The organism is Pseudomonas sp. NPDC087358 (genome assembly GCF_044900785.1).
Taxonomy (GTDB): Bacteria; Pseudomonadota; Gammaproteobacteria; order Pseudomonadales; family Pseudomonadaceae; genus Aquipseudomonas.
Genome location: NZ_JBJDOA010000003.1, coordinates 384629 through 404278, shown reverse-complemented (window position 1 = coordinate 404278; position 19650 = coordinate 384629). Strand labels below are relative to the sequence as shown.

The 19650-nt window shown below is 61.8% G+C and carries 17 protein-coding genes; 8 read left to right on the top strand and 9 right to left on the bottom strand.

Going from position 1 to position 19650, the window contains the following annotated elements:
- Positions 1 to 85: 85 nt before the first annotated feature.
- Positions 86 to 979, bottom strand: coding sequence for a manganese catalase family protein (locus ACI2KS_RS08595; RefSeq protein ID WP_404619063.1), 894 nt, complete (start codon positions 977 to 979; stop codon positions 86 to 88).
- Between the two features lie 385 nt (positions 980 to 1364).
- On the opposite strand from ACI2KS_RS08595, the gene ACI2KS_RS08590 reads away from it, so the two are divergent.
- Positions 1365 to 1580, top strand: a complete 216-nt coding sequence (locus ACI2KS_RS08590) for a hypothetical protein (RefSeq protein ID WP_404619061.1) — start codon at positions 1365 to 1367, stop codon at positions 1578 to 1580.
- A gap of 78 nt (positions 1581 to 1658) precedes the next feature.
- Here ACI2KS_RS08590 and ACI2KS_RS08585 read toward each other — a convergent pair whose 3' ends face one another.
- On the bottom strand, positions 1659 to 4022 hold the full coding sequence (locus ACI2KS_RS08585) for a DNA polymerase II (protein WP_404619059.1): 2364 nt from the start codon (positions 4020 to 4022) through the stop codon (positions 1659 to 1661).
- Between the two features lie 186 nt (positions 4023 to 4208).
- Here ACI2KS_RS08585 and ACI2KS_RS08580 point away from each other — a divergent pair, with 186 nt between their 5' ends.
- Positions 4209 to 5447: a M20/M25/M40 family metallo-hydrolase gene (locus tag ACI2KS_RS08580; protein ID WP_404619057.1), complete on the top strand. Its 1239-nt coding sequence runs from the start codon at positions 4209 to 4211 to the stop codon at positions 5445 to 5447.
- 81 nt (positions 5448 to 5528) lie between these two features.
- Here ACI2KS_RS08580 and ACI2KS_RS08575 read toward each other — a convergent pair whose 3' ends face one another.
- Positions 5529 to 6728: an aspartate aminotransferase family protein gene (locus tag ACI2KS_RS08575; RefSeq protein ID WP_404619055.1), complete on the bottom strand. Its 1200-nt coding sequence runs from the start codon at positions 6726 to 6728 to the stop codon at positions 5529 to 5531.
- Between the two features lie 98 nt (positions 6729 to 6826).
- Between ACI2KS_RS08575 and ACI2KS_RS08570 the strand changes: the two genes are divergently transcribed.
- From ACI2KS_RS08570 to ACI2KS_RS08560, 3 genes are all read left to right on the top strand, one after another.
- Positions 6827 to 7729 carry a LysR family transcriptional regulator gene (locus ACI2KS_RS08570; protein ID WP_404619053.1) on the top strand — a complete coding sequence of 301 codons (903 nt, stop codon included), beginning with the start codon at positions 6827 to 6829 and terminating at the stop codon, positions 7727 to 7729.
- Between the two features lie 192 nt (positions 7730 to 7921).
- Positions 7922 to 8938: a zinc-dependent alcohol dehydrogenase family protein gene (locus tag ACI2KS_RS08565; RefSeq protein WP_404619052.1), complete on the top strand. Its 1017-nt coding sequence runs from the start codon at positions 7922 to 7924 to the stop codon at positions 8936 to 8938.
- Positions 8939 to 9253: 315 nt separating this feature from the next.
- Positions 9254 to 10177 (top strand): hypothetical protein, encoded by a 924-nt coding sequence (locus ACI2KS_RS08560; protein WP_404619050.1) that lies wholly within the window; start codon positions 9254 to 9256, stop codon positions 10175 to 10177.
- On the opposite strand, the gene ACI2KS_RS08555 is transcribed toward ACI2KS_RS08560, so the two are convergent.
- The 3 genes from ACI2KS_RS08555 to ACI2KS_RS08545 form a co-directional block, all read right to left on the bottom strand.
- The gene (locus tag ACI2KS_RS08555) at positions 10178 to 10495 is read right to left on the bottom strand and encodes a class I SAM-dependent methyltransferase (RefSeq protein WP_404619048.1); all 318 of its coding nucleotides are present in this window, start codon (positions 10493 to 10495) and stop codon (positions 10178 to 10180) included.
- A gap of 310 nt (positions 10496 to 10805) precedes the next feature.
- On the bottom strand, positions 10806 to 11243 hold the full coding sequence (locus ACI2KS_RS08550; protein ID WP_404619046.1) for a DoxX family protein: 438 nt from the start codon (positions 11241 to 11243) through the stop codon (positions 10806 to 10808).
- Between the two features lie 98 nt (positions 11244 to 11341).
- Complete coding sequence (locus ACI2KS_RS08545) at positions 11342 to 12763, bottom strand: transglycosylase SLT domain-containing protein (RefSeq protein ID WP_404619044.1); 1422 nt, start codon at positions 12761 to 12763, stop codon at positions 11342 to 11344.
- Positions 12764 to 12947: 184 nt separating this feature from the next.
- Here ACI2KS_RS08545 and ACI2KS_RS08540 point away from each other — a divergent pair, with 184 nt between their 5' ends.
- From ACI2KS_RS08540 to ACI2KS_RS08530, 3 genes are all read left to right on the top strand, one after another.
- On the top strand, positions 12948 to 13769 hold the full coding sequence (locus ACI2KS_RS08540; RefSeq protein ID WP_404619042.1) for a TatD family hydrolase: 822 nt from the start codon (positions 12948 to 12950) through the stop codon (positions 13767 to 13769).
- Positions 13770 to 13999: 230 nt separating this feature from the next.
- Positions 14000 to 15484: a methyl-accepting chemotaxis protein gene (locus ACI2KS_RS08535; protein WP_404619040.1), complete on the top strand. Its 1485-nt coding sequence runs from the start codon at positions 14000 to 14002 to the stop codon at positions 15482 to 15484.
- Between the two features lie 173 nt (positions 15485 to 15657).
- Entirely contained in the window at positions 15658 to 15879 is a 222-nt protein-coding gene (locus tag ACI2KS_RS08530) for a hypothetical protein (protein ID WP_404619038.1), read from the top strand.
- A 65-nt stretch (positions 15880 to 15944) separates the two neighbouring features.
- Here ACI2KS_RS08530 and ACI2KS_RS08525 read toward each other — a convergent pair whose 3' ends face one another.
- The 3 genes from ACI2KS_RS08525 to ACI2KS_RS08515 form a co-directional block, all read right to left on the bottom strand.
- On the bottom strand, positions 15945 to 16739 hold the full coding sequence (locus ACI2KS_RS08525; RefSeq protein WP_404619036.1) for an acyl-CoA thioesterase: 795 nt from the start codon (positions 16737 to 16739) through the stop codon (positions 15945 to 15947).
- 109 nt (positions 16740 to 16848) lie between these two features.
- Entirely contained in the window at positions 16849 to 17619 is a 771-nt protein-coding gene (locus tag ACI2KS_RS08520) for a CHAD domain-containing protein (RefSeq protein ID WP_404619494.1), read from the bottom strand.
- A gap of 27 nt (positions 17620 to 17646) precedes the next feature.
- On the bottom strand, positions 17647 to 19647 hold the full coding sequence (locus tag ACI2KS_RS08515; RefSeq protein WP_404619035.1) for a DUF3488 and DUF4129 domain-containing transglutaminase family protein: 2001 nt from the start codon (positions 19645 to 19647) through the stop codon (positions 17647 to 17649).
- Positions 19648 to 19650: the final 3 nt, after the last annotated feature.

Below are 19650 nucleotides of genomic sequence, written 5' to 3'. Positions count from 1 at the left end.
ATGGCTCAGCCCTCTGAATTTGGATTGGGAAATTCGGTCGCGACAGCAGCGCTGCGACCGAGGTTTTCGCTGCACGGTGCCGGTCTCACTTGAGATCGGGCGCGTCCCCCTGCGCCAGGCCCGACCCCAGGTCGGCGCCTGTCATCGGGTCCGACGTCAGATCGGACTTGGTCCGCTCCTTCATCATGGTCAGCGTCACCGAATCCTCTTCACTCAGGGTCACCGAGGCGGTTCCGTCGCCGCCGTCCACTGCCGGATGGGGATTCTCGACGTACTCGAACTCCTCATCGCTGTTCCACGGCCCGCGCACATTAGGCTCGCCATTGGACATGCTGAAGTAAGTGCGGCTGAATTCCGGCATGCCCGGCAACTTGCCTTGTGGGAAGTTGGGCTGAATCGAATGCAGCGCTTTTTCAAACGACAATTGATGCGCGATCTCGCGAGTCATCAGAAAGCCCAGCGCATCCTTGATTCCAGGGTCGGCCGTCACGTTCATCAGGCGCTCATACACGATCTTGGCCCGGGCCTCCGCAGCGATATTGGAACGAAAATCCGCGGTCGGCTCGCCGATGGTATCGATGTATGCCGCCGTCCACGGCACGCCGGCGGAATTGCACAGTGGCGCGCCGCCGCCGTACAGCAGGCTGGTGATATGCGAATCATTGCCGGCACCGTTGATATCCCGATACAGCTCACCCTCCTGCTGCACGCCCTCGGCCATTTTGCCCTTGGCGCCCTTGTTCAGCATGACGATGATCGAGCCGATGATTTCCAGATGGCTCAACTCTTCAGTCGCGATATCTAGCAGCAGATCCTTGCGACCGGGATCTTCCTCGGCCAACGCCTGGGTGAAGTACCGCGTGGCAGCGGCCAGTTCACCCTGGGCACCGCCGAACTGTTCCAGTAACAAGTTGGCCAGCCCTGGATCAGGTTGCGCCACGCGGACGGTGTATTGAAGTCGTTTGTTATGAAGAAACATGGTGAATCTCCCAATCAGACTTTTACTGTTTTCAGGGCGAACGGAATGAACGCTAAGTACGCGTCGATTACACAGATTCGCCATGTCGAGCTATGTCGCTCATAAGGTCTGACGCACCCGCAGCAGGCGAATTCGAACTCATCTGCAAACGGGCGATGGGAGGTGTCGAGTACGCAAGTTGAAGTAAATGCGCTGTATCGGATCAACGGTTTATAAACAATGAAATCCATTCGCCTGGGCAGTTGGATAGGCTGTGACCTACTTGTAAATACCCCCGGACGCGAACATTGACCGGTTGACCGACTCACCGCTGTCCGTGCCAACGCTTGCAGCTGCGCTGAATGGCCGCCTGCTACGCTTGGCTGTCTGACCGAGAGGAATCGCCATGACCCCCGACACGCTCCCTTCCTTGCTGTACCGGCTCAACCAGAATACCCACGCGGTCGCGAGCGCGATCGAGGAAATCGCGCGCTGGATAGATCAACAGGATCCGGGCGCCATGTCGGATGTGCTGACCCGTCATCTGCAAGTGCTGGCGGACAACAGCGAGGTCATTGCCGATTCGCTGGCCGAACTGTCGGTAAAGGATGCGAAATACTGACCTGCGCAGGCGGCTCGATGGCTGCGCCACCCTGCTGGTCGCCATGGGGTTTGAACCCTTGGTGTGCTGCTGTGAGCCTTAAAACAAACCCATCTGCCCGCCGATCAAGGTCGCAAAATCATCCTCCACGAACGGCAGGATGGCATCGGCGATCGGTTGCAGCTGGCGGGTGATGTAGTGGTCGTAGTCGATGGGCGCACTGCGCACTTCCAGCGGCTCTGGGCCAACCACGCTGATCACGTAGCTGATCCAGCCGCGGTTCTGGTATTGCAGCGGCCTGCCCTGACTGCGGTTGTATTCATCGGCCAGCCTTGCTGCGCGCACGTGAGGCGGGACGTTGCGTTCGTAGTCGTGCAGCGGACGGCGCAGGCGTTTGCGGTAGATCAGCTGGTCGTCCAGTTCACCGGCCAGGGTGCGGCGCACGTAGTCGCGTACGAAATCCTGATACGGGCGGCGGTTGAAGATGCGCAGGTAGAGTTCCTGCTGGAATGTCCGGGCCAGCGGTGACCAGTCGGTGCGCACCACCTCCAGGCCCTTGTAGACCATCTCGTCTTCGCCGTTGGCGCGAGTCACCAGCCCGGCATAACGCTTTTTGCTGCCCTCTTCGGCGCCACGGATGGTCGGCATGAGGAAGCGCTTGAAATGCACTTCGAACTGCAGCTCCAGCGCGCTTTCAAGCCCGAACTCGTTGTGCAGATGCTCCCGCCACCAGTCGTTGACGCCCTTGACCAGCGCGTTGCCTATCTCTGCCGCCTGTTGCTGATCGTGGGGCTGCTTGAGCCAGACGAAGGTAGAGTCGGTGTCGCCGTAGATCACCTCGTACCCCTGGGCTTCGATGAGCGTGCGGGTCTGGCGCATGATCTGATGGCCGCGCAGGGTGATCGACGATGCCAGGCGGGTATCGAAGAAGCGACAGCCGCTGGAGCCGAGCACGCCGTAAAACGCGTTCATGATGATTTTCAGCGCCTGGGACAGCGGCGCGTTGCGCTCACGCTTGGCCGCTTCGCGACCTTCTGCGACTCGGGAAACAATGGCGGGCAGGCAATGCCGCGTGCGGGAAAAACGCGCGCCGCGAAAGCCCTCCACCGACTGGCTGTCATCGGGGTGTGCCAGGCCTTCGATCAAGCCCACCGGGTCGATCAGAAAGCTGCGAATGATCGAGGGGTACAGGCTCTTGTAGTCGAGCACCAGCACCGACTCGTACAGACCGGGCCGCGAATCCATGACGAAGCCGCCCGGGCTCGCCTCCGGCATGCGCTCCCCAAGGTTTGGCGCAACGAAGCCCTGGCGGTGCATCAACGGCATGTACAGGTGCTCGAACGCGGCCACCGAACCCCCGCTGCGATCAGCGGGCAAGCCGGTCACCGTGGCGCGTTCGAGCAGGAAGGTCAGCAGCTCGGTTTTCTCGAAGATCCGCGTGACCAGCTCGCAGTCCTTGAGGTTGTAACGCGCGAGCGCCGGCTTGTCCTCGGCGAACATGCGGTTGATTTCGTCCATGCGCTGGTACGGGTTGTTGATGGCCTTGCCTTCGCCCAGCAGGGTCTGCGCGACGTTTTCCAGGCTGAACGAGGGAAAGCTCCAGGTCGCCGAGCGCAGCGCTTCGATGCCATCGATGATCAGACGCCCGGCCGCCGAGGCGAAGAAGTGACTGTTGCGCGACCCGTGCTCGCGCCAGCCCATCATCTGCCCGTCACGGCCCAGCAGCAGCGGCACGTTGAGGCGCCGGGAATGCTCATGCAAAACCCGCAGGTCGAACTGCACGACGTTCCAGCCGATGATCGCGTCAGGGTCGTGCAGCGCCAGCCAGCCGTTGAGCTTTTCCAGCAACCCCTGACGGCTGTCGCAGTACTCGAACTTGAAGTCCACCTGCGACGCATCGCCATTGGCCGGCCCGAGCATGTACACCTGGCGCTCGCCGCAACCTTCCAGGGCAATGGAATACAGCTCGCCACGCTCGGTGGTTTCGATGTCCAGCGAGACCAGTTTCAAACGTGGCCGGTAGTCTGGCGCCGGCTTGAGCTGCGCATCCAGCAACAGCCCGCTGGCATCCGGCGTGCCGCTGAACTGCACAGGAGCTGTGATGAAACGCTCCATCAGGTAGCGCTCGGGCGGGCGCACGTCGGCCTCATAGACATCGACGCTGGCCGCGCGCAGGTCCTTTTCCAGGTTCATCAGCTGCCGATGCTGACGGGTATACAAGCCCAGGACCGGGCGATGGCGAAAGTCGCACAGGGCCAGCGGCTTGAGCTCGACCTGCTTTTCCTTGCGCAACACCGTCTCGGCACGTTCACGATGCTGCGCGGGAATGAACGCGACCGAGGGCTGATACGGCAACCGCACGCAACGCGGACCGTGGTCTGTCGCCAGCCAGAATTCGACTTGCGTGCCTGCGTCCGTATCGCGCCAATGCCGAGTCAGGACAAAGCCCTGCTGTAATTCCACCGCGGTAACCTCGAAAACCGTCTTTCAAGGTTGCGAGTCTACGGTGATTGACGGCGCAAAGCGCGTGATCAACGGCGCTGGCGGATGCTCGAGTCGCCATGCCCAGGTGCCAATGGCGGATGCGCGGGAACAATGTGCGCCGGTTGGGTATCAGAACTTCACTCGCACACCTCTGAGGGATCCAGCATGCTCGTTCGACGTACTTCTCTGGCGACCGCCGTCGCCGCCTCCCTGTTCTGCTCCCTGGCCCTGGCTGCCGAACTGCCTCCCGAACAATTACTGAAGAACGCTCAGGCCGAACAGAAGGCGTATCTGGCCACTGTCAAGCAACTGGTGGACATCGACACCGGCACCGGTCTGGCGCCGGGCCTGAAGACCGTCAGCGCGGTGCTGGTCGACCGCCTCAAGGCGCTGGGCGCCACCGTTGAAACAACCCCGGCCACGCCCTCGGCGGGCGACAACATCGTCGGCACGATCAAGGGCAGCGGCAGCAAGACGTTTTTGCTGATGATTCACTACGACACGGTGTTCGGCGCGGGCACTGCCGCCAAGCGACCGTTCCGGGTCGATGCCGAGCATGCCTATGGGCCGGGGGTCGCCGATGCCAAAGGCGGTGTGGCCATGGTCCTGCATTCGCTCAAGCTGCTGCAGGATCAGAAGTTCAAGGACTTCGCCACCATCACCGTGCTGTTCAATCCGGATGAAGAAACCGGCTCGGCCGGCTCGAAGAACATCATCGCCGAGCTTGCCCGCAAGCACGACTACGTTTTCTCCTACGAGCCTCCGGATAAAGACGCGGTCACGGTGGCCACCAACGGCATCAATGGCGTATTCGTCGATGTGAAGGGCAAGTCATCCCACGCAGGGTCCGCCCCGGAAGCGGGGCGCAATGCGGCCATGGAGCTGGCCCACCAACTGGTTCAGCTCAAGGATCTGGGAGATCAGGCCAAAGGCACCACGGTCAACTGGACCTTGATCAAGGGCGGCGAAAAACGCAACATCATCCCCGCCAGCGCCGCTGCCGAGGGTGACATGCGCTATTCGGATCTCAGCGAATCGGATCGGGTGCTGGCCGATGGGCAACGCATCGTGCAAGGCAAGCTGATCGATGGCACCGAGGTCAGCTTTCGCCTGGACAAGGGCCGTCCACCCTTGGTGAAGAACCCGGCCACCGAGGACCTGGCCAAGACTGCGCAGACGCTGTACAGCAAGATCGGTCGCAACATCGAGCCGATCGCCATGCGTTTCGGCACCGACGCCGGCTACGCCTACGTGCCTGACAGCCAGAAACCTGCCGTGCTGGAGACCATGGGCGTGGTCGGCGCCGGGTTGCATGCCGACGATGAGTACATGGACCTGTCGAGCATCGCGCCGAGGCTGTACCTGACGGTGGCGATGATCATGCAGTTGTCCGGGGTGAAGTGATCCTGCGATCACCGCGACTGTAGCAATACGGCTTGCCGGCGGTGGCACGCTCCCTATCGCTGCCGCCGGCAAGCCGGGCTATTACAGCACTACAGGCAATCGCGGACTTTCTTGTCCCAGTACCCCGACAATCGCGCCCACGATCTGCTGCACATCCGCCTCATCAATGATCAGCGGCGGCAGCAGGCGGATGGTCTGGCCGCGCGTCACATTGATCAGCACACCATGCTCCTGTGCTGCGCGCAGACACAGATCGCGGACCGGACGCTTCAGCTCGATGCCGACCATCAACCCCAGGCCGCGAATCTGCGCGACGTCAGGATGCCCGTGCAAGGCCTGGCGTAACTGTGCGAGCAGTCGTTCGCCCTGCCCTGCGGCGTTGTTGAGCAAACCTTGCTGGTGGACGATATCCAGCACCGTGCAAGCGACCCGACAGGCCAGCGGATTGCCGCCGAAGGTGCTGCCATGACTGCCGGGGGTGAACAGCCTGGCGACCGACGCCGAGGCCAGGCACGCCCCGATGGGAATGCCGTTGCCCAGTGCCTTGGCCAGGGTCATGACGTCCGGGACAATGCCCTCGTGCTGAAATGCGAACCAGCGCCCCGTGCGACCCACGCCGGTCTGGATCTCGTCGACCATCATCAGCCAGCCGTTGTTGCTGCAATGGGCACGTAGTGCCTTCAGGTAACCCGGCGGCGGCAGGATGACCCCGCCCTCCCCCTGAACCGGCTCCAGCAGCACCGCAACGATGCGTTCGCCGTAGAGCCGCCCCGCCCGTTTGATCGCGTCCATATCGCCAAAGGCGACTTTGACGAACTCCCCTGACATCGGTTGGTAACCCAGGCGCACCGCGCCGTTATCACTGGCAGACAGGGTGCCGAGGGTGCGGCCGTGGAAGGCGTTTTCCATGACCAGCACCAGCGGCTGCTCGATGCCCTTGGCCCACCCATGCAAGCGTGCCAGCTTGAGCGCGGTCTCATTGGCCTCGGCACCGGAATTATTGAAGAACACCTGTTCCAGCCCCGACAGCCCCGTGAGCTTGCCGGCCAGTCGCTGCTGCCAGTCGATGCGGTAATGGTTGGAGGTGTGCAGCAGCAGCCCCGCCTGCTCGCTGATCGCCGAGACAATCGATGGGTGGCTGTGGCCGACGTTGGTGACCGCGACGCCCGCGACGGCATCCAGGTATTGGCGACCGGTATCGTCCCAAAGCTGAGCGCCCAGCCCTCTGACAAAGCTCAGCGGCAGCGGTTTGTAGGTGTTCATCAGGCAGGCGGCGGTCATGTCCATTGCTCCATCACGGGGGGTGAGGACAGTATCGTTGACCCGTTTTGCTGTATAAAGACCGACTTCCTTGAGTGACCTTAAAGCAGGGGTTGATAATGGACGTCTTTCAAGCGATGAGCGTTTTCGTCCACGTGGTGGAAAGCGGCAGCATGACGGCGGCGGCACGCCAGTGCGAAATGTCGACGACGATGGTCGGCAACCACCTCAAGGCATTGGAGCAACGCTTGGGCGTCAGCCTGCTGCAACGCACCACGCGGCGTCAGAATCTCACCGAGTTCGGCCTGCAATATTACCGGCGTTGCGTTGAGGTATTGGCCATGGTCAACGATTCGCAGCGCCTGGCCGAGCAAGCCCAGACCCAGCCCAGCGGCACGTTGAGAATCACCGCCCCGCCGGCCTTCGGCGCCGAGCGGTTGTCGCCCATGCTCAGCGATTTCACCCAGCGCTACCCTGAGATCAAGGTCGAAGTGGTGCTCAGCAATCAGCTGATGGACTTGATCGAGCATGGTTTCGATGCGGCCATCCGCCTGGGTGTACCTGAGTCATCCGGGCTGATCGCACGCCCCCTGCGCGACTACACGCTGACCATCTGCGCCTCGCAGGACTATCTGCAGCGCCGAGGCACGCCGCAGAGCGCCGAAGATCTGCGCGAGCACAATTGCCTGGCGTTTGCCTATCCGGCCGGGGACGACTGGCGAGCCGCCGACAAACTGTGGAAGCTCACCGGCCCGCAAGGGGTGATGGAGATCGCGGTGTCGGGCTCGATGATCGTCAACAGCTCGCCAGCCCTGCGCCAGGCAGCGATTGCCGGGATGGGCATCGCCATGTTGCCGGACGTGCTGATCCGCGACGATTTGCTGAACGGCAAGCTGCTGCCGCTGCTGCAGGACTACCAACCCCCCAGCCGGCCGATGTGGCTGATGTACCCGCAGGACCGCTACCGCTTGCCCAAGGTCAGACACTTTGTGGAGTCGGCTTTGGCGGCGTGGGGCACGTGAGCCGGCCAGCGCGTGGCTTGCGGGCATCAGCCTCTGCGAGGCAGTCGAACGATCAAGCACAGCGCGGCTCTCGAAGTTCCATCCAGCCCAATTGATAACAGGCATGTCGGGTATCGACACAGAGAAATAGTGTGCAAAGCCCGGCGTCGATAGAGTCATTGCACCCCCTGATCAAATGAGTTGAGGTTGGAAATGTCACGCGCCATCAAATTTCATCGCTTCGGCAAAGCCGATGTGCTCAGTTGCGAGGAGCAGCCTGACCGGTCACCCGGTCCACAGGAAGTGCTGGTTCGTGCCCAGGCCATCGGCATCAGCTGGGACGATGTGTTGTGGCGCCAGAACCTGGGCAACAGCAACGTGCAGTTGCCAGCCGGTATCGGCAGTGAGATGGCCGGGATCGTCGAGGCCGTGGGCGCCGGCGTGACCGACTTGCAGGTGGGCGACAAGGTCGCCAGCTTCAAGGCCATGAGTGCCAACGACTATCCGGTGTGTGGCGACCATGTGCTGGTGCCGCGCAATGCCTTGACCCGCTATCCAGACATATTGACGCCCGTCGAGGCCAGCGTTCACTACACCCCCATGCTGCTGGCGTATTTCGCATTCGTTGACCTGGCCAAGGTGCAGCCCGGGCAGACCGTGCTGATCACCGACGCGGCCTACAGCCCAGGCATCGCTTTCGTGCAACTGGGCAAGGCCCTGGGCCTGCGCGTCATTGCCGCGACCCAGCATGCCCAGGACCGCGACTACCTGTTGGCCAACGGTGCTGAACGGGTGATCGTCACCGACGAAGACGACATCTGCCTGCGCATCGACACGCTGACCAAGGGACAAGGTATCGAAGCGGTATTCGACGGCTTTGGCGGCATGCAGATGTCGATGCTCGGCGACGTGCTGGCACCGCGTGGCAGCCTGGTGCTCTACGGTCTGCGTGGTGGCAACCAGACCCCGTTTCCGGCACTGCAGGCGTTCAAGAAAAACATGCGCTTTTTCGTCCACTGCCTGGAGAACTTCACCGGCAAGCCGGAGCTGGATATCGCGCAGGATGGCCCGGCCATGCAGCGCGCGCTCGCGACGATCAACGAGTTGACCGCGCAGAGTCTGCTGAAGATGGATATCCACCGTACCTGGCCTTTCGAACAGTTCGGCAAGGCGCATCATCACCTGGACGACGAACCGGTACGCGGCCGCGTGGTACTGATGGTGCGCTAAGCGCCGAGGGACCGCCGTTGGCGTCACGCTGTTCGCCCGCGCCTCGTGGGCATTGGTTGATCGATATGTCATTGGCGTTTGCCTGAAGCCATTTGTAAGCGCCCGCAACAATCCCCCGCCTGTTTCCACGCTCCACGGCCCAGCTGTCGGGCATCCATCCGTCATCGCCCAACATCGGGAAACAGTTGCGCCGTGGCGCCACGATTGACCCATGCCAAGGCAGCGGGCAATTTCTGTCAGCGGGTTATCGGGGCAGCAGGACGCCCCGCCCGCCTCACTTTCGAGGCATCTCAAACACCGTCAAGGAATGACAAAATGACTGCATATCACGACATTCATCGCCCCCCTGTGCATCTGGACTGGATGGGCCGCACCGCCGACATCGAACATCTTCGTATCGACGAGCTGATCCTCCCCGGCACCCACAATTCGGGCAGCGACAAACAGTCACCCAATCTGGGACTGCCTCAGGAACTGGCCCAGGACGTCTCGCCGCTTGAACAGCTGCGAAATGGCATCAGGGTGCTGGACCTGCGCGTGGCGCTCTACGACAGCTATCCCGAAGGCAGTCCGGAGCGTTTTCAGCTGTACCACTTCACCTCGTCGGGGCGAACCGTTGCGGTCGATATCGTCGAGTGCCTGCGCAAGTTCTACGCAGAACTGGAAAGCAAAGGCGCGACGGCCCGCGAAATCGTCATCCTCGATTTCCATCAGTTCCACGGCTTCGACCCGCAAAGCCACGCGCAACTGCAGGCGCTATTGCTCAATGAACTGGGCCAGCGGGTGCTGTCGTATGAGCTGCGTCACCTGACCCTGGAACAGCTATGGAACCAGCATCCCGGCAGGAACGTGGTCATCGCCTACAACCACAGCAGCGCTGACGATGAACTGTGGGATGGCGTCTCGCAGCGGTGGCCGGGGGAAAACCTGTTCAACACCAACGTACTCAAGACCTTCGTCGACAAGGTGGCGCAAGAGCGCAAACCCGACCACGACCTGCATGCCGTCCAGTGCGCCAAATATTCGCTGCCATTCCATGCGCCGACTGACTTGAGCGCAAAGATCGATGAGTGGTTCGAATCGGTTGACCAGGACAGCTATATCCAGAACTTCTACATCATCAATACGGACTGGTCGCTTCGCAGCGCAATCGTCGACAACTGCCAGCACGCCAATCAGATTCGCGGCGCTCGCAAGCTGACCCACCCGCATCAACACCTGCAACCGAAACGGCGCTGATCAACACCGAGTGATCAGACCCTGCCGTGCAATGCGCGTCAGGTGCCCGATGACCGCTTCGGCGTGTTCGGCGGCCGGCGCCTGCACCACCGCCAGGTCAAACTGGTCGTTGGCGAAGCGTTCCAGGGATTGGTTGACGTCGATGAACTGGATCAGAAACGCGTGGGGGCCGTTCTGTCGACGAGGCCAGCCATCCAGATAACGCAGCAGCGTCGGCTGATGGGAACCACCGAGGAGGATTTTCGGATTGCGACGGTTGAACTGACTGGCGATGGGCGCCAGGCGAACGAGGGGGCGCGGATGGGTGGTACTGCTCATAGTGTGGTTTCTCTGCCTCAGTGTTCCGCTGGGCAGCGGTGAGAGGCAACACCGAACCAGCGCTTTAGCGGTATTTGGATGGCGTGTTTCACGGCATCCGGCGCCCCGCAAGTAGCTGTTTAAATCGGCGCATGAGCGGCATCCTAGAGAAGCCGCGTGGGGATTGTCAATCAGTGCACAGCGCGTTTTTCGCAAATACCCTGTAGCAGAACGGCCTGCCGGCGATGACGTTCTTGAGATCGTCGCCGCCGGCAAGCCGTTCTGCCATAGAGGTTTGTTTCAGGTCCAGCGCAAGCGTCAGGCCGCCTGATTATTTACTGGCGATCACTCGGTCCAGGGACATGCGGCCGGCACCTTCGAACAGCACCGCAGACGCTGCAGCGATCAGCGCCAGGCCGAATTCGTAACCGTTGTTGGCCATGAACAGCCCGTTGTGGATGTGCACGGAGAGGATCGCCACTACCAGCATCACGATCACCACCAGCGCCGCAGGCCGTGCCAGCAACCCCAGGAACAGGGCCAGGCCACCGAAGAATTCGGCGCTGCCCGACATCAGTGCCATCAGGTAACCCGGGTTCAGGCCCAGACTGGCCATGTATTGACCGGTGCCTTCCAGGCCATAACCGCCAAACATGCCGAACAGCTTCTGACTGCCGTGGGCCATGAGGATGATGCCGACCAAAACCCGCAGGATGGTAATGCCGTAACCGGCGCGGGTGGTGAACAACGATTTGATGTGAGCGTTCATGGCGTTTAATTCCATTTGGGTAAGAAGTGGCGCCATCATAATCGGATTAACAAATATTAAAATCGCAAAATACGCGTCAAAAATATCGAATTAATAGATTAGTCTCGGAACGCGACTTTCCGTTGCGACGGGCTTTCCAGCGAACCGCGCTCCTGGTCATAGGCCAGGTAGTACTTGTTCACGCTGTTGACGTAGCTGACCACGCCCATACCGACCTGCTCCATCGCCACCCGCTCGACCTGGAAGAACCATTGATTGGGATTCAAACCCTGGCGCCTGGCCTCGGTGCGCATGGCCTGGACGCGCTCGGGTCCAAGGTTGTAGGCCGCCAGGGTGAACGCCATGCGCTCACGCTCATTGATTTTCGGGCTGGCAAAGAACTTGCGGCGGATCATCGCCAGGTACTTGCTCGCGGCCTGTACATTGCCATCGACGTCATGGATGTTGCCGACGCCGACCCGTTGCGCCGCCGACGGGGTAATTTGCAACAGCCCTGTAGCACCGCTGCCACCTTTTGCCCCTGGGTCCAGAGCCGACTCCTTGAACGCCAGCGCCGCCAGGTCGAGCCAGTCGATCTTCTGCGCGTCAGCATGACGTTGCAGGGTCGGGCGCAGTTTCTCCAGGCGTTGGCGATCATCACGGGCCAGCGGGTAGTGCACGCGGTACAGGTCCTTGTAGGCTTTCTGGAACGCGACATCCTGATTGGCGGGCGGCTGGTAGGTTTCAAGGAAACGATCGACCGTGGCATGCAGCATCACGGCGTCGGTACGCACAAACCAGTTCATGTCGCCCGGCTCGCTCAATTGAAGCGATCGATCCAGGCGCAGCTTGGGCATGACCTTGGCCCAACGCTCGGCAATCGGCTGCTCGACCACGGTCAGGTGATAAATGCCGGCCTGGACCATCTCCAGAACGTCCTCCACCGCAAGACTGGGATCAACCCATTCGATCTTCACCGGGGGCAGTTTGCGCAACGCCAGTTTCTGATTGAGTTGCACGATCGCTTCATTCGCAACGCTGCCATTGGCCAGCATCAGGGTGCGACCGGACAACTGCTCGGCATGTTTGAAACCGCGCTCGCCGCGAACGCCGACCACCACCAGCGGCACATGCCCCATGACAGGTTGCGTGGCATCGACATAATGAGCAGCACTGGCATCGAGCAGTTCGCCCGGGGCAACCATGTCGCCTTCGCCGCGTTGCAGCGCGGCCAGCAGTTGGTCCTTGGCTTTGGGAATCAGTTTAAGGCTGACTTTCTGACCGTCGCGGGCATGGCCGTTGAGGTATTGTTCGAACGCTTGCAGACGACGGTATTCAACGCCGATGGGCTCGCCCTGCACTTCGCCGGAACTGTTGCGACTCTGATTGACCAGCACCCGCAGGACTTTGCTGCTGCGAATGGCGGCAAGGTCGCGAACCTGGGTCTTCTTGATGACCACCGGCGGTCCGGCGGGACGCGCCGAGGCATGGGTGGGGATGAGCAACAGGCACAGCAACGAGATCAGAGAAGCTCGGATCATTGACGCTCCGGGAAAATGCCGAAAAAACGGGCTTGAAGTCCGTGTGGGCAGTCGTACGCGCCGCAGACTGGATCTGCAGCGCCACCTCACAGGGATCTAATAATTCTAAGCAGTTGAACCTGCTTGTTTTTTATCGCTTCAATCGCTCTGGTATTCTTCTCGGCCTCCGGCCTGAGGTAGCACCATGCAGTTAATCGACATCGGCGTCAATCTTACCAACGCAAGCTTCGCCGCAAAGGAGCGTGAGGTTGTGGACCGCGCGCATACCGCTGGCGTGGCTCAGTTGATCCTCACCGGTACCAGTGTTCAGGGAAGCGAGCAGGCCTTGCAGATGTGTCGTCAGCTGGATGAAAGTGGCCAGCGATTGTTCAGCACTGCGGGGGTTCACCCCCACTCGGCGAGCGATTGGACACTGGAGACCGAGAAACAGTTGCAGGCCCTGCTAAAAGAAAATTCGGTCTGCGCCGTGGGCGAATGCGGGCTGGATTTCAACCGCGATTTCTCACCGCGCCCGCAGCAGGAGAAGGTGCTGGAAGCGCATCTTGCGCTAGCGGTGACCTTGCAACTTCCGGTGTTTCTGCACGAACGCGACGCCGATGAGCGACTCCTGGCCATCCTGCGCGACTACCGCTATCACCTGCCCGGTGCCGTGGTGCATTGTTTCACGGGCGAGAAACGAGCGTTGTTCAACTACTTGGACATGGATCTGCACATCGGCATAACGGGCTGGATCTGCGACGAACGGCGCGGCACCCACTTGCACCCGCTGATGCGCGAAATCCCCCGCGGGCGCTTGATGCTGGAAAGCGACGCACCGTATCTGCTGCCGCGCAGCCTGCGACCAAAACCCAAGAACGGCCGTAATGAGCCGGCATATCTGCCCGAAGTATTACGCGAAGTAGCCCTGCATCGCGGCGAAAGCGCGGCCGAGGTCGCCGCCCACACCACCGCCTGCGCCCGCGCATTCTTCTCAATGCCCGTGCTGGCCGATTCCGCTGAAGGCTGACTTCTGTCTTTCTCCGCATCGCTGTTCGCTCGCCAGCGGCAGCGATTTCACGGGCGCCACCGCCGGCGAGCCGGACTGCTACAGCGGGTCGGGGCTGGAGATTGCTTGAATGCCCGTGAAAACCCGTCACTGCCTGTTTGGACTTGACCCAGATCAACGCCTGGCGCGAGCAGAATGCACACACTAGTGGCACCTTGCCTTGTCACGTGCAATCACAGAAGAGCTTCCTCATGGGCCGCTGGTTGAGCAACATCTCGCTGAAATACAAATTCTGGGCGGTAAATGCCGTCGCGTTTATCACCACTGCGCTGCTGGTGCTTTTTGCCTTGCAGTTGGAGCAGCAATCACGCGCCGACGATGCCAAGGCGCAAGCCATGGCCCAGGCGCAATTGCTGGGCTCCTGGCCTCCCGGGCAGCCGGTTGCGGACGCCGCTGACCGGTTGATCTTCCGCCCAGGCCAGACACCTGTGTTCAACCATCGGCCTCTGCCCGAGCTGACTCAGGCCGCAGACTGGATCGATCTCCCAGGCCTGCTGACGGCCGATGAACACCTTGTGATCGGCGCACGATTGCTCAGCCATGGCGATCAGCGCATTGCGCTGCTGGCCATCGCGCCAAGCCTTGCGCAGGTGTTGGCTGAACGTTTCCCGCGCTACGCCGCGGCGGTTCTGGTGCTGATGCTGGTGATGCTCAGCGCCTCCCAGCTGCTCATTCGCTTCCTGCTGACTCACCTCAACACCCTCAAGGACGTGATGCTGCACGTTGAAAGAAGCGGTGATCTGTCAGCCCGGGTGCCGCTGGCCGGTGAGGACGAAGTCGGGCAGATGGCCAAGGCATTCAACGCCATGCAGGCCGGCTACCAGCGTATCGTCGGCACCGTCGCGCAGTCCGCAGCGCGGCTGGATCAGGGCGCGGTGCAGCTGGCCGCAGGCATGAGCGATGTGCGTCGCGGCATGTTGGGACAGCAAAGTGAAACCGACCAGGTCGCCACCGCGATCAATGAAATGACAGCCACGGTCTATCACATTGCCCAGCATGCCAACGCCACCCGCGATCAGTCGCAGAGCGCCGATGCACTGGCGGGCAGCGGCAAGGCGGTGGTGAATCGGGTACAAAGCTCGATCGCCGGGCTCTCCAGCGGGGTGCAGCAGACCGCAGGGATGATCCAGCGCCTGGCCGAGGACAGCCAGAAGATCAATGCCGTGGTTGGGGTCATTCACAGCATCGCCGAGCAGACCAATCTGCTGGCGCTGAACGCCGCCATCGAGGCGGCTCGAGCCGGGGAAATGGGCCGTGGTTTTGCCGTGGTGGCCGATGAGGTGCGTAATCTGGCCAAGCGCGTGCAGACCTCCACCGACGAAATCACCACCATGGTCGCGGCCTTGCAGGCCGGCACTCGGGACGCAGTGGATTTCATGCAGCAAAGCTCGTACAAGGCCGACGACTGCGTGCAGCAAGCGCGCGAGGCCGGCGAGGCGCTGAACGCGATCACCGAAGCGGTGGCACAGATGCGCGAAAGCAACACGCAGATCGCCGTTGCCGCTGGGCAGCAAAGCCAGGTCGCCGAAGAGATGAACCGCGCGGTGGTCAGCATTCGCGACGTTACCGAGCGCACGGTGCGCCAGACGGTGGATTCGGCCAGTACCAGCGATGAACTGGCAATGTTGGCTGGGCAGCTCAATACAGCAATTGGCCAGCTGAAGCTGCGGGGATAGCCGCTATTGGCGTGAAGCGTCTGCCCATCGTGGGGGATTTTTCAGCCTCGATTGCTTTCGCTAATGCCGCCTATGACACCGATAGCAAAGCTCGATTCGCCCTTGGGCATGGCCAGGCCTATCCTCAACCCATCGAAAACAGTTCTTATTCAAGTTTTGCGAAGGTGACCATCATGCCCAAGTTCATTACCAACCTGCACCTGGACCAGTACTTCACGTCGGCCAGCACCCACGGCCTGTCGTCAACCCTGGTTCTGTCCTCCCTGGCATTTCCGCTGTCAATCGTTTCGGGCCTGTTGCTGCTCGACGGCGCGCTGAGTGCCAGCATCACCTCGGCTGGCATTGGTGTACTGGGTCTTGTCGCCGCGCAAGCCATCAAAACCCGAGGCCAATAAAGCCTCGGGTCATGCCACGCAGCTGATTCGCTGCGCCAGGTGACAAGCGCCTCACCATGCAGCCTCTAACCAAACACCGTCACTGTCTGACGGCTGATGGCCACCAGCTCCCCTCCGGGCGTCCATAGATTGGCCGCGACATGGCCGTAGCCATCGCGAGCGTGTTCGATCACCGCCCGATACTGCGTCCATTCATGGGTCGTCAGTTCAGGCAACGGCTGTACGAATTCGATGGTCCACGTCAGCGAACTGCCAGGCGCCGGTTTATTCAGGTGCGGCAATACCGCAGGCGGCCAGGTATCCACCAGCGCCAGCAGATGTGCTTCGGTCAGTTTCTCCTTCTGTACATCCCGCAGTCGCGCATAGCCGCCAATCGCAGGCGAAGGCGTGTTGGTGTACGGCAGGCCGCCCAACGCCCAACGCATGTCGATGAACCGCAGGTACTCAGGCATCACGCCGGCAATGAACGGGAACGGCGTCAGCTCAGCCACCGGCTTGAAAACCGGCGCAGGTTCGGCCTGCACCGCGATCATCGAATCGCGTGGCGCACCGAAACTGCCCTGGATCAGCGTCACCGTCTCCCCGTTCTGCACGGCCCGGCCCAGCACCTGACAGACCGCCTTGCCCTCACGCAGGATCTCCACTTCAAAGGAAATCGGCACATCGATCGCAGGCGGCCCGACAAAGCAGATCGCCAGTGAACGCACTGGCCGGTCTGCCGGGACTTTCGCGCGCATGGCCTCAAATTGCAGCGCCGCCATCAAGCCGCCAAAGCATGAGCGTCCTTGAGACCAGGCCGCAGGAATGGTTACGGCCTGCGGGTTGTCGCGTACTGCGTCGAGCAAGTCGGAAAAGGTCATGCGCACTCCATGGGGCCGATCGCCAGGCGGATATGGGAAACGCTGGATGTTAGCGAGGGGCGCGCCGCAGGACAGGGCTCATAACTGCCATTCCTGCGCCTTATCGGGATCAATGCGCAGGCGCGTCGCCAAAGCAGGCCTGAAACAGCCGGTCCAAGGCTTTATCGGACTTTTGCTCGGCGCGCAAAATGCCCAGCTGCCAGCCGGCGACACAGGGCGCCAGGTCTGACTGCGCCTGCGCCTGCGCCAGCCATTGCAGATGGTCGTGCCAATCGCCCAAGGCTCCCTGCGCCGACTTCAGGCGTTTTTGCATGTCTTGAGGTTGATGACTGATCTCGGGATAGGCCTCGGCGGCGTACCGCACGCGCTTGATCAGCAGGCGCAGGCGATGACGGTCATGCGCCGGATCGGCCATGGCCTGGCGCAATTGCTTCCATTGCTTGTCCATGCGCTTCTCGATGCGCCGCCGCAACTTGCGCAGCAGGCCGTGACGTTGTTGCGCACGCAGAAACGACGGCAGCTGATCCAGCACGCCGAACAAACGGTTGAGCTCGGTAGAGGAAGCAACCTTGGGGCAGGCCGACGCCAGGTATCGGGTACGTTTGTCTGCCGCCTGATCCAGCCCCTGGCTCTCCAGATAGGCCGCCAGCACCTGCATGTCGCGCAACGGCGTAGTCAGATCACCGACGCCTTTGGCCGCCTCCTCGACCTGATCCATCCCCGGCAGACCGCGCAGGGGCCGCAGGACACTGCGCAGGCGCCGGACCGTGGTCCGCAGGTCGTGCAACGCCTCGCTGTCGGTGGACGCTGTCAGCCGCGCATGGCAGCCCAGCAACTTGACGTTGAGACTGATGATCTCGGCGATCAGGTGATCGACCATGGACATGTGACACTCCTTTTTCAATCGTTACGGCTGCTTGTCCTTCACCGCTGACAAGCGCCATGGCAGGCTGCGACGAAGCGACTTCAAACGCCGGCGCAGGTGCCCGACAGACCCTGAAACGCCGGCGTAACGCTGAGCCTCGAACTCGCGCGCGAAGGCTTCGATGGCCTCGGCCTGTGCCGGAAAACGCTGTGCGGCACGCAGGGCAAATGCCTGCGCCCCTTCACCCTGATGACGTCTGAGACCATGCCGGGCCAGCAGGCGTTCGAAACCATTGAACAAACGCAGCTGCGAATCGCTTTCGCGCCGCCAGGGTTTGAACAGCCACAGCGCCAGCAGGCCGAGAATGACCAACGCGCCGCCAGCAAACACTGGCGCCTGAAAACCGGAAAACCAGCGACCCAATACCTGCAGTTGCTGCTGGCCCTGGTAGCCAAGGACCCAGCGCTGCCAGCCGTAGTTGAGGTTATCCCAGTTCATTCGGATCGAATTGAGCCAGGCCAGGTGGCGGTAGCGCAGAGCGGACATGGGCGAGTCGGCGAGAAAATTCTCGTCGGGCGCCAGCGCCTGCTCAAGCCCTTGTTCGATACGCGCCGGGGCCACCGCCGCAGTGGGGTCGACACTGCGCCAGCCCACGCCCGGCTGCCAGTATTCGACCCAGGCATGAGCATCGAACTGACGCACGCTGATGTAATGACCGTCCGGATTCAACTCGCCGCCCTGGTACCCGGCCACGACTCTGGCAGGAATACCGGCAGCCCGCAGGACAAAGGTCATGGCGCCGGCGTAATGCGCACAGAAGCCTGCCCGGCTGGCGAAGAGAAAGTCATCGACGCTGTTGGGGCCCAGCGCTGGCGGCTTGAGCGTGTACTGGAAAGGCTGCCCGATGAAGAAAGAGAGCATGGCGTCGACCAACGCATCGGGTCTGGAATACCGACGATGCAGCTCCGCCGCCCATTCCCGTGCTTGCGGATTGCCTTTGCCAGGCAGCTGCAAATCCTGCGCGCGCCCGCCCTCGCTGAGCACGGTTTCACGCACCGCGTCAGGCCAGGAGTTGACGCTGTACAGCACCGATTGCTCGATGGGGCGCCGGCGCTGCCAGCGGAAATCGCTCATCTGCCGGGCCCCGTCAAGATCGGTTTCACCCATATCCAGAGTCATCAGCCAGGGCTTGCCGCTCGGTTCCATGACAATGCTGTAGCTCAGGCGCTCGCCCTGCTTGCGCCAGTCCGGCGGGTCAGGCACCTGCGCCCTTGATGATTGCGACCAGCGCCTGCCGTCGAACTGCTCCAGCGTCAGGCCGCGCCAGTACTGCTGATTGCGCGGCGGGATCGGGCCCTCGAAGCTTGCCCGAAACACCAGCGCCGCAGACTTGCTCAACTCGGCAATGTCCCCCGGCGCCATGCTGTCCGATAACCCGGTCAACGCCTTGTTGCTCGGCTGCGGCAATGACCACAGCGGGTCGAGGCGCGGAAAAAACAGAAACAACAGCAGCATCAATGGCACGGCCTGCAACAGCAACTTGGCCGACAGCCTCAAGGTGCCGGCGGGCTTGCCGGACAGGCCCGACTGCTGCAGGCCGATCAGCGCCGCCAGCAACGTCGCGATGGGCAGCAGGGTAAACAGCCCCCACAACAGCGCGTCCTCGAACAGATAGCCGACGGCGACGCAGAAGAAGCCCAGGAAGATCAACACCAGCGCATCGCGGCGGGTCTGCATCTCCAGCATCTTCAGGATGAAGGCGGCGATCAGCAGCGCCGCGCCCGCATCCAGCCCCACCAGACTGCCCCGGGCGAGGAAGATCCCGCCCGCCGTGCCCACCAGCAGGCCCGACTTGATCCAGGTGCCGGGCATGCGTACGCGCATGCGAAAGATCTGGATCCGCCAGAAGGTACAGACCAGCCACAAAACGATCAGCGAAACCGGGACGTGCAAGGCGAAGGGCACGATAACCAGGGCCTGAGCGATCAGCAGCCAATTGAGGCTGACCCGCGGTATCGGTTGCGCCAGATTGGCCGACGTCATGAC

Bases quoted from the DNA above. Each gene is read 5' to 3' on its own strand.
- ACI2KS_RS08595 (WP_404619063.1), bottom strand. From the start codon at position 979: ATGTTTCTTCATAACAAACGACTTCAATACACCGTCCGCGTGGCGCAA.
- ACI2KS_RS08590 (WP_404619061.1), top strand. From the start codon at position 1,365: ATGACCCCCGACACGCTCCCTTCCTTGCTGTACCGGCTCAACCAGAAT.
- ACI2KS_RS08580 (WP_404619057.1), top strand. From the start codon at position 4,209: ATGCTCGTTCGACGTACTTCTCTGGCGACCGCCGTCGCCGCCTCCCTG.
- ACI2KS_RS08575 (WP_404619055.1), bottom strand. From the start codon at position 6,728: ATGACCGCCGCCTGCCTGATGAACACCTACAAACCGCTGCCGCTGAGC.
- ACI2KS_RS08570 (WP_404619053.1), top strand. From the start codon at position 6,827: ATGGACGTCTTTCAAGCGATGAGCGTTTTCGTCCACGTGGTGGAAAGC.
- ACI2KS_RS08565 (WP_404619052.1), top strand. From the start codon at position 7,922: ATGTCACGCGCCATCAAATTTCATCGCTTCGGCAAAGCCGATGTGCTC.
- ACI2KS_RS08560 (WP_404619050.1), top strand. From the start codon at position 9,254: ATGACTGCATATCACGACATTCATCGCCCCCCTGTGCATCTGGACTGG.
- ACI2KS_RS08555 (WP_404619048.1), bottom strand. From the start codon at position 10,495: ATGAGCAGTACCACCCATCCGCGCCCCCTCGTTCGCCTGGCGCCCATC.
- ACI2KS_RS08550 (WP_404619046.1), bottom strand. From the start codon at position 11,243: ATGAACGCTCACATCAAATCGTTGTTCACCACCCGCGCCGGTTACGGC.
- ACI2KS_RS08545 (WP_404619044.1), bottom strand. From the start codon at position 12,763: ATGATCCGAGCTTCTCTGATCTCGTTGCTGTGCCTGTTGCTCATCCCC.
- ACI2KS_RS08540 (WP_404619042.1), top strand. From the start codon at position 12,948: ATGCAGTTAATCGACATCGGCGTCAATCTTACCAACGCAAGCTTCGCC.
- ACI2KS_RS08535 (WP_404619040.1), top strand. From the start codon at position 14,000: ATGGGCCGCTGGTTGAGCAACATCTCGCTGAAATACAAATTCTGGGCG.
- ACI2KS_RS08530 (WP_404619038.1), top strand. From the start codon at position 15,658: ATGCCCAAGTTCATTACCAACCTGCACCTGGACCAGTACTTCACGTCG.
- ACI2KS_RS08525 (WP_404619036.1), bottom strand. From the start codon at position 16,739: ATGACCTTTTCCGACTTGCTCGACGCAGTACGCGACAACCCGCAGGCC.
- ACI2KS_RS08520 (WP_404619494.1), bottom strand. From the start codon at position 17,619: ATGGTCGATCACCTGATCGCCGAGATCATCAGTCTCAACGTCAAGTTG.
- ACI2KS_RS08515 (WP_404619035.1), bottom strand. From the start codon at position 19,647: ATGACGTCGGCCAATCTGGCGCAACCGATACCGCGGGTCAGCCTCAAT.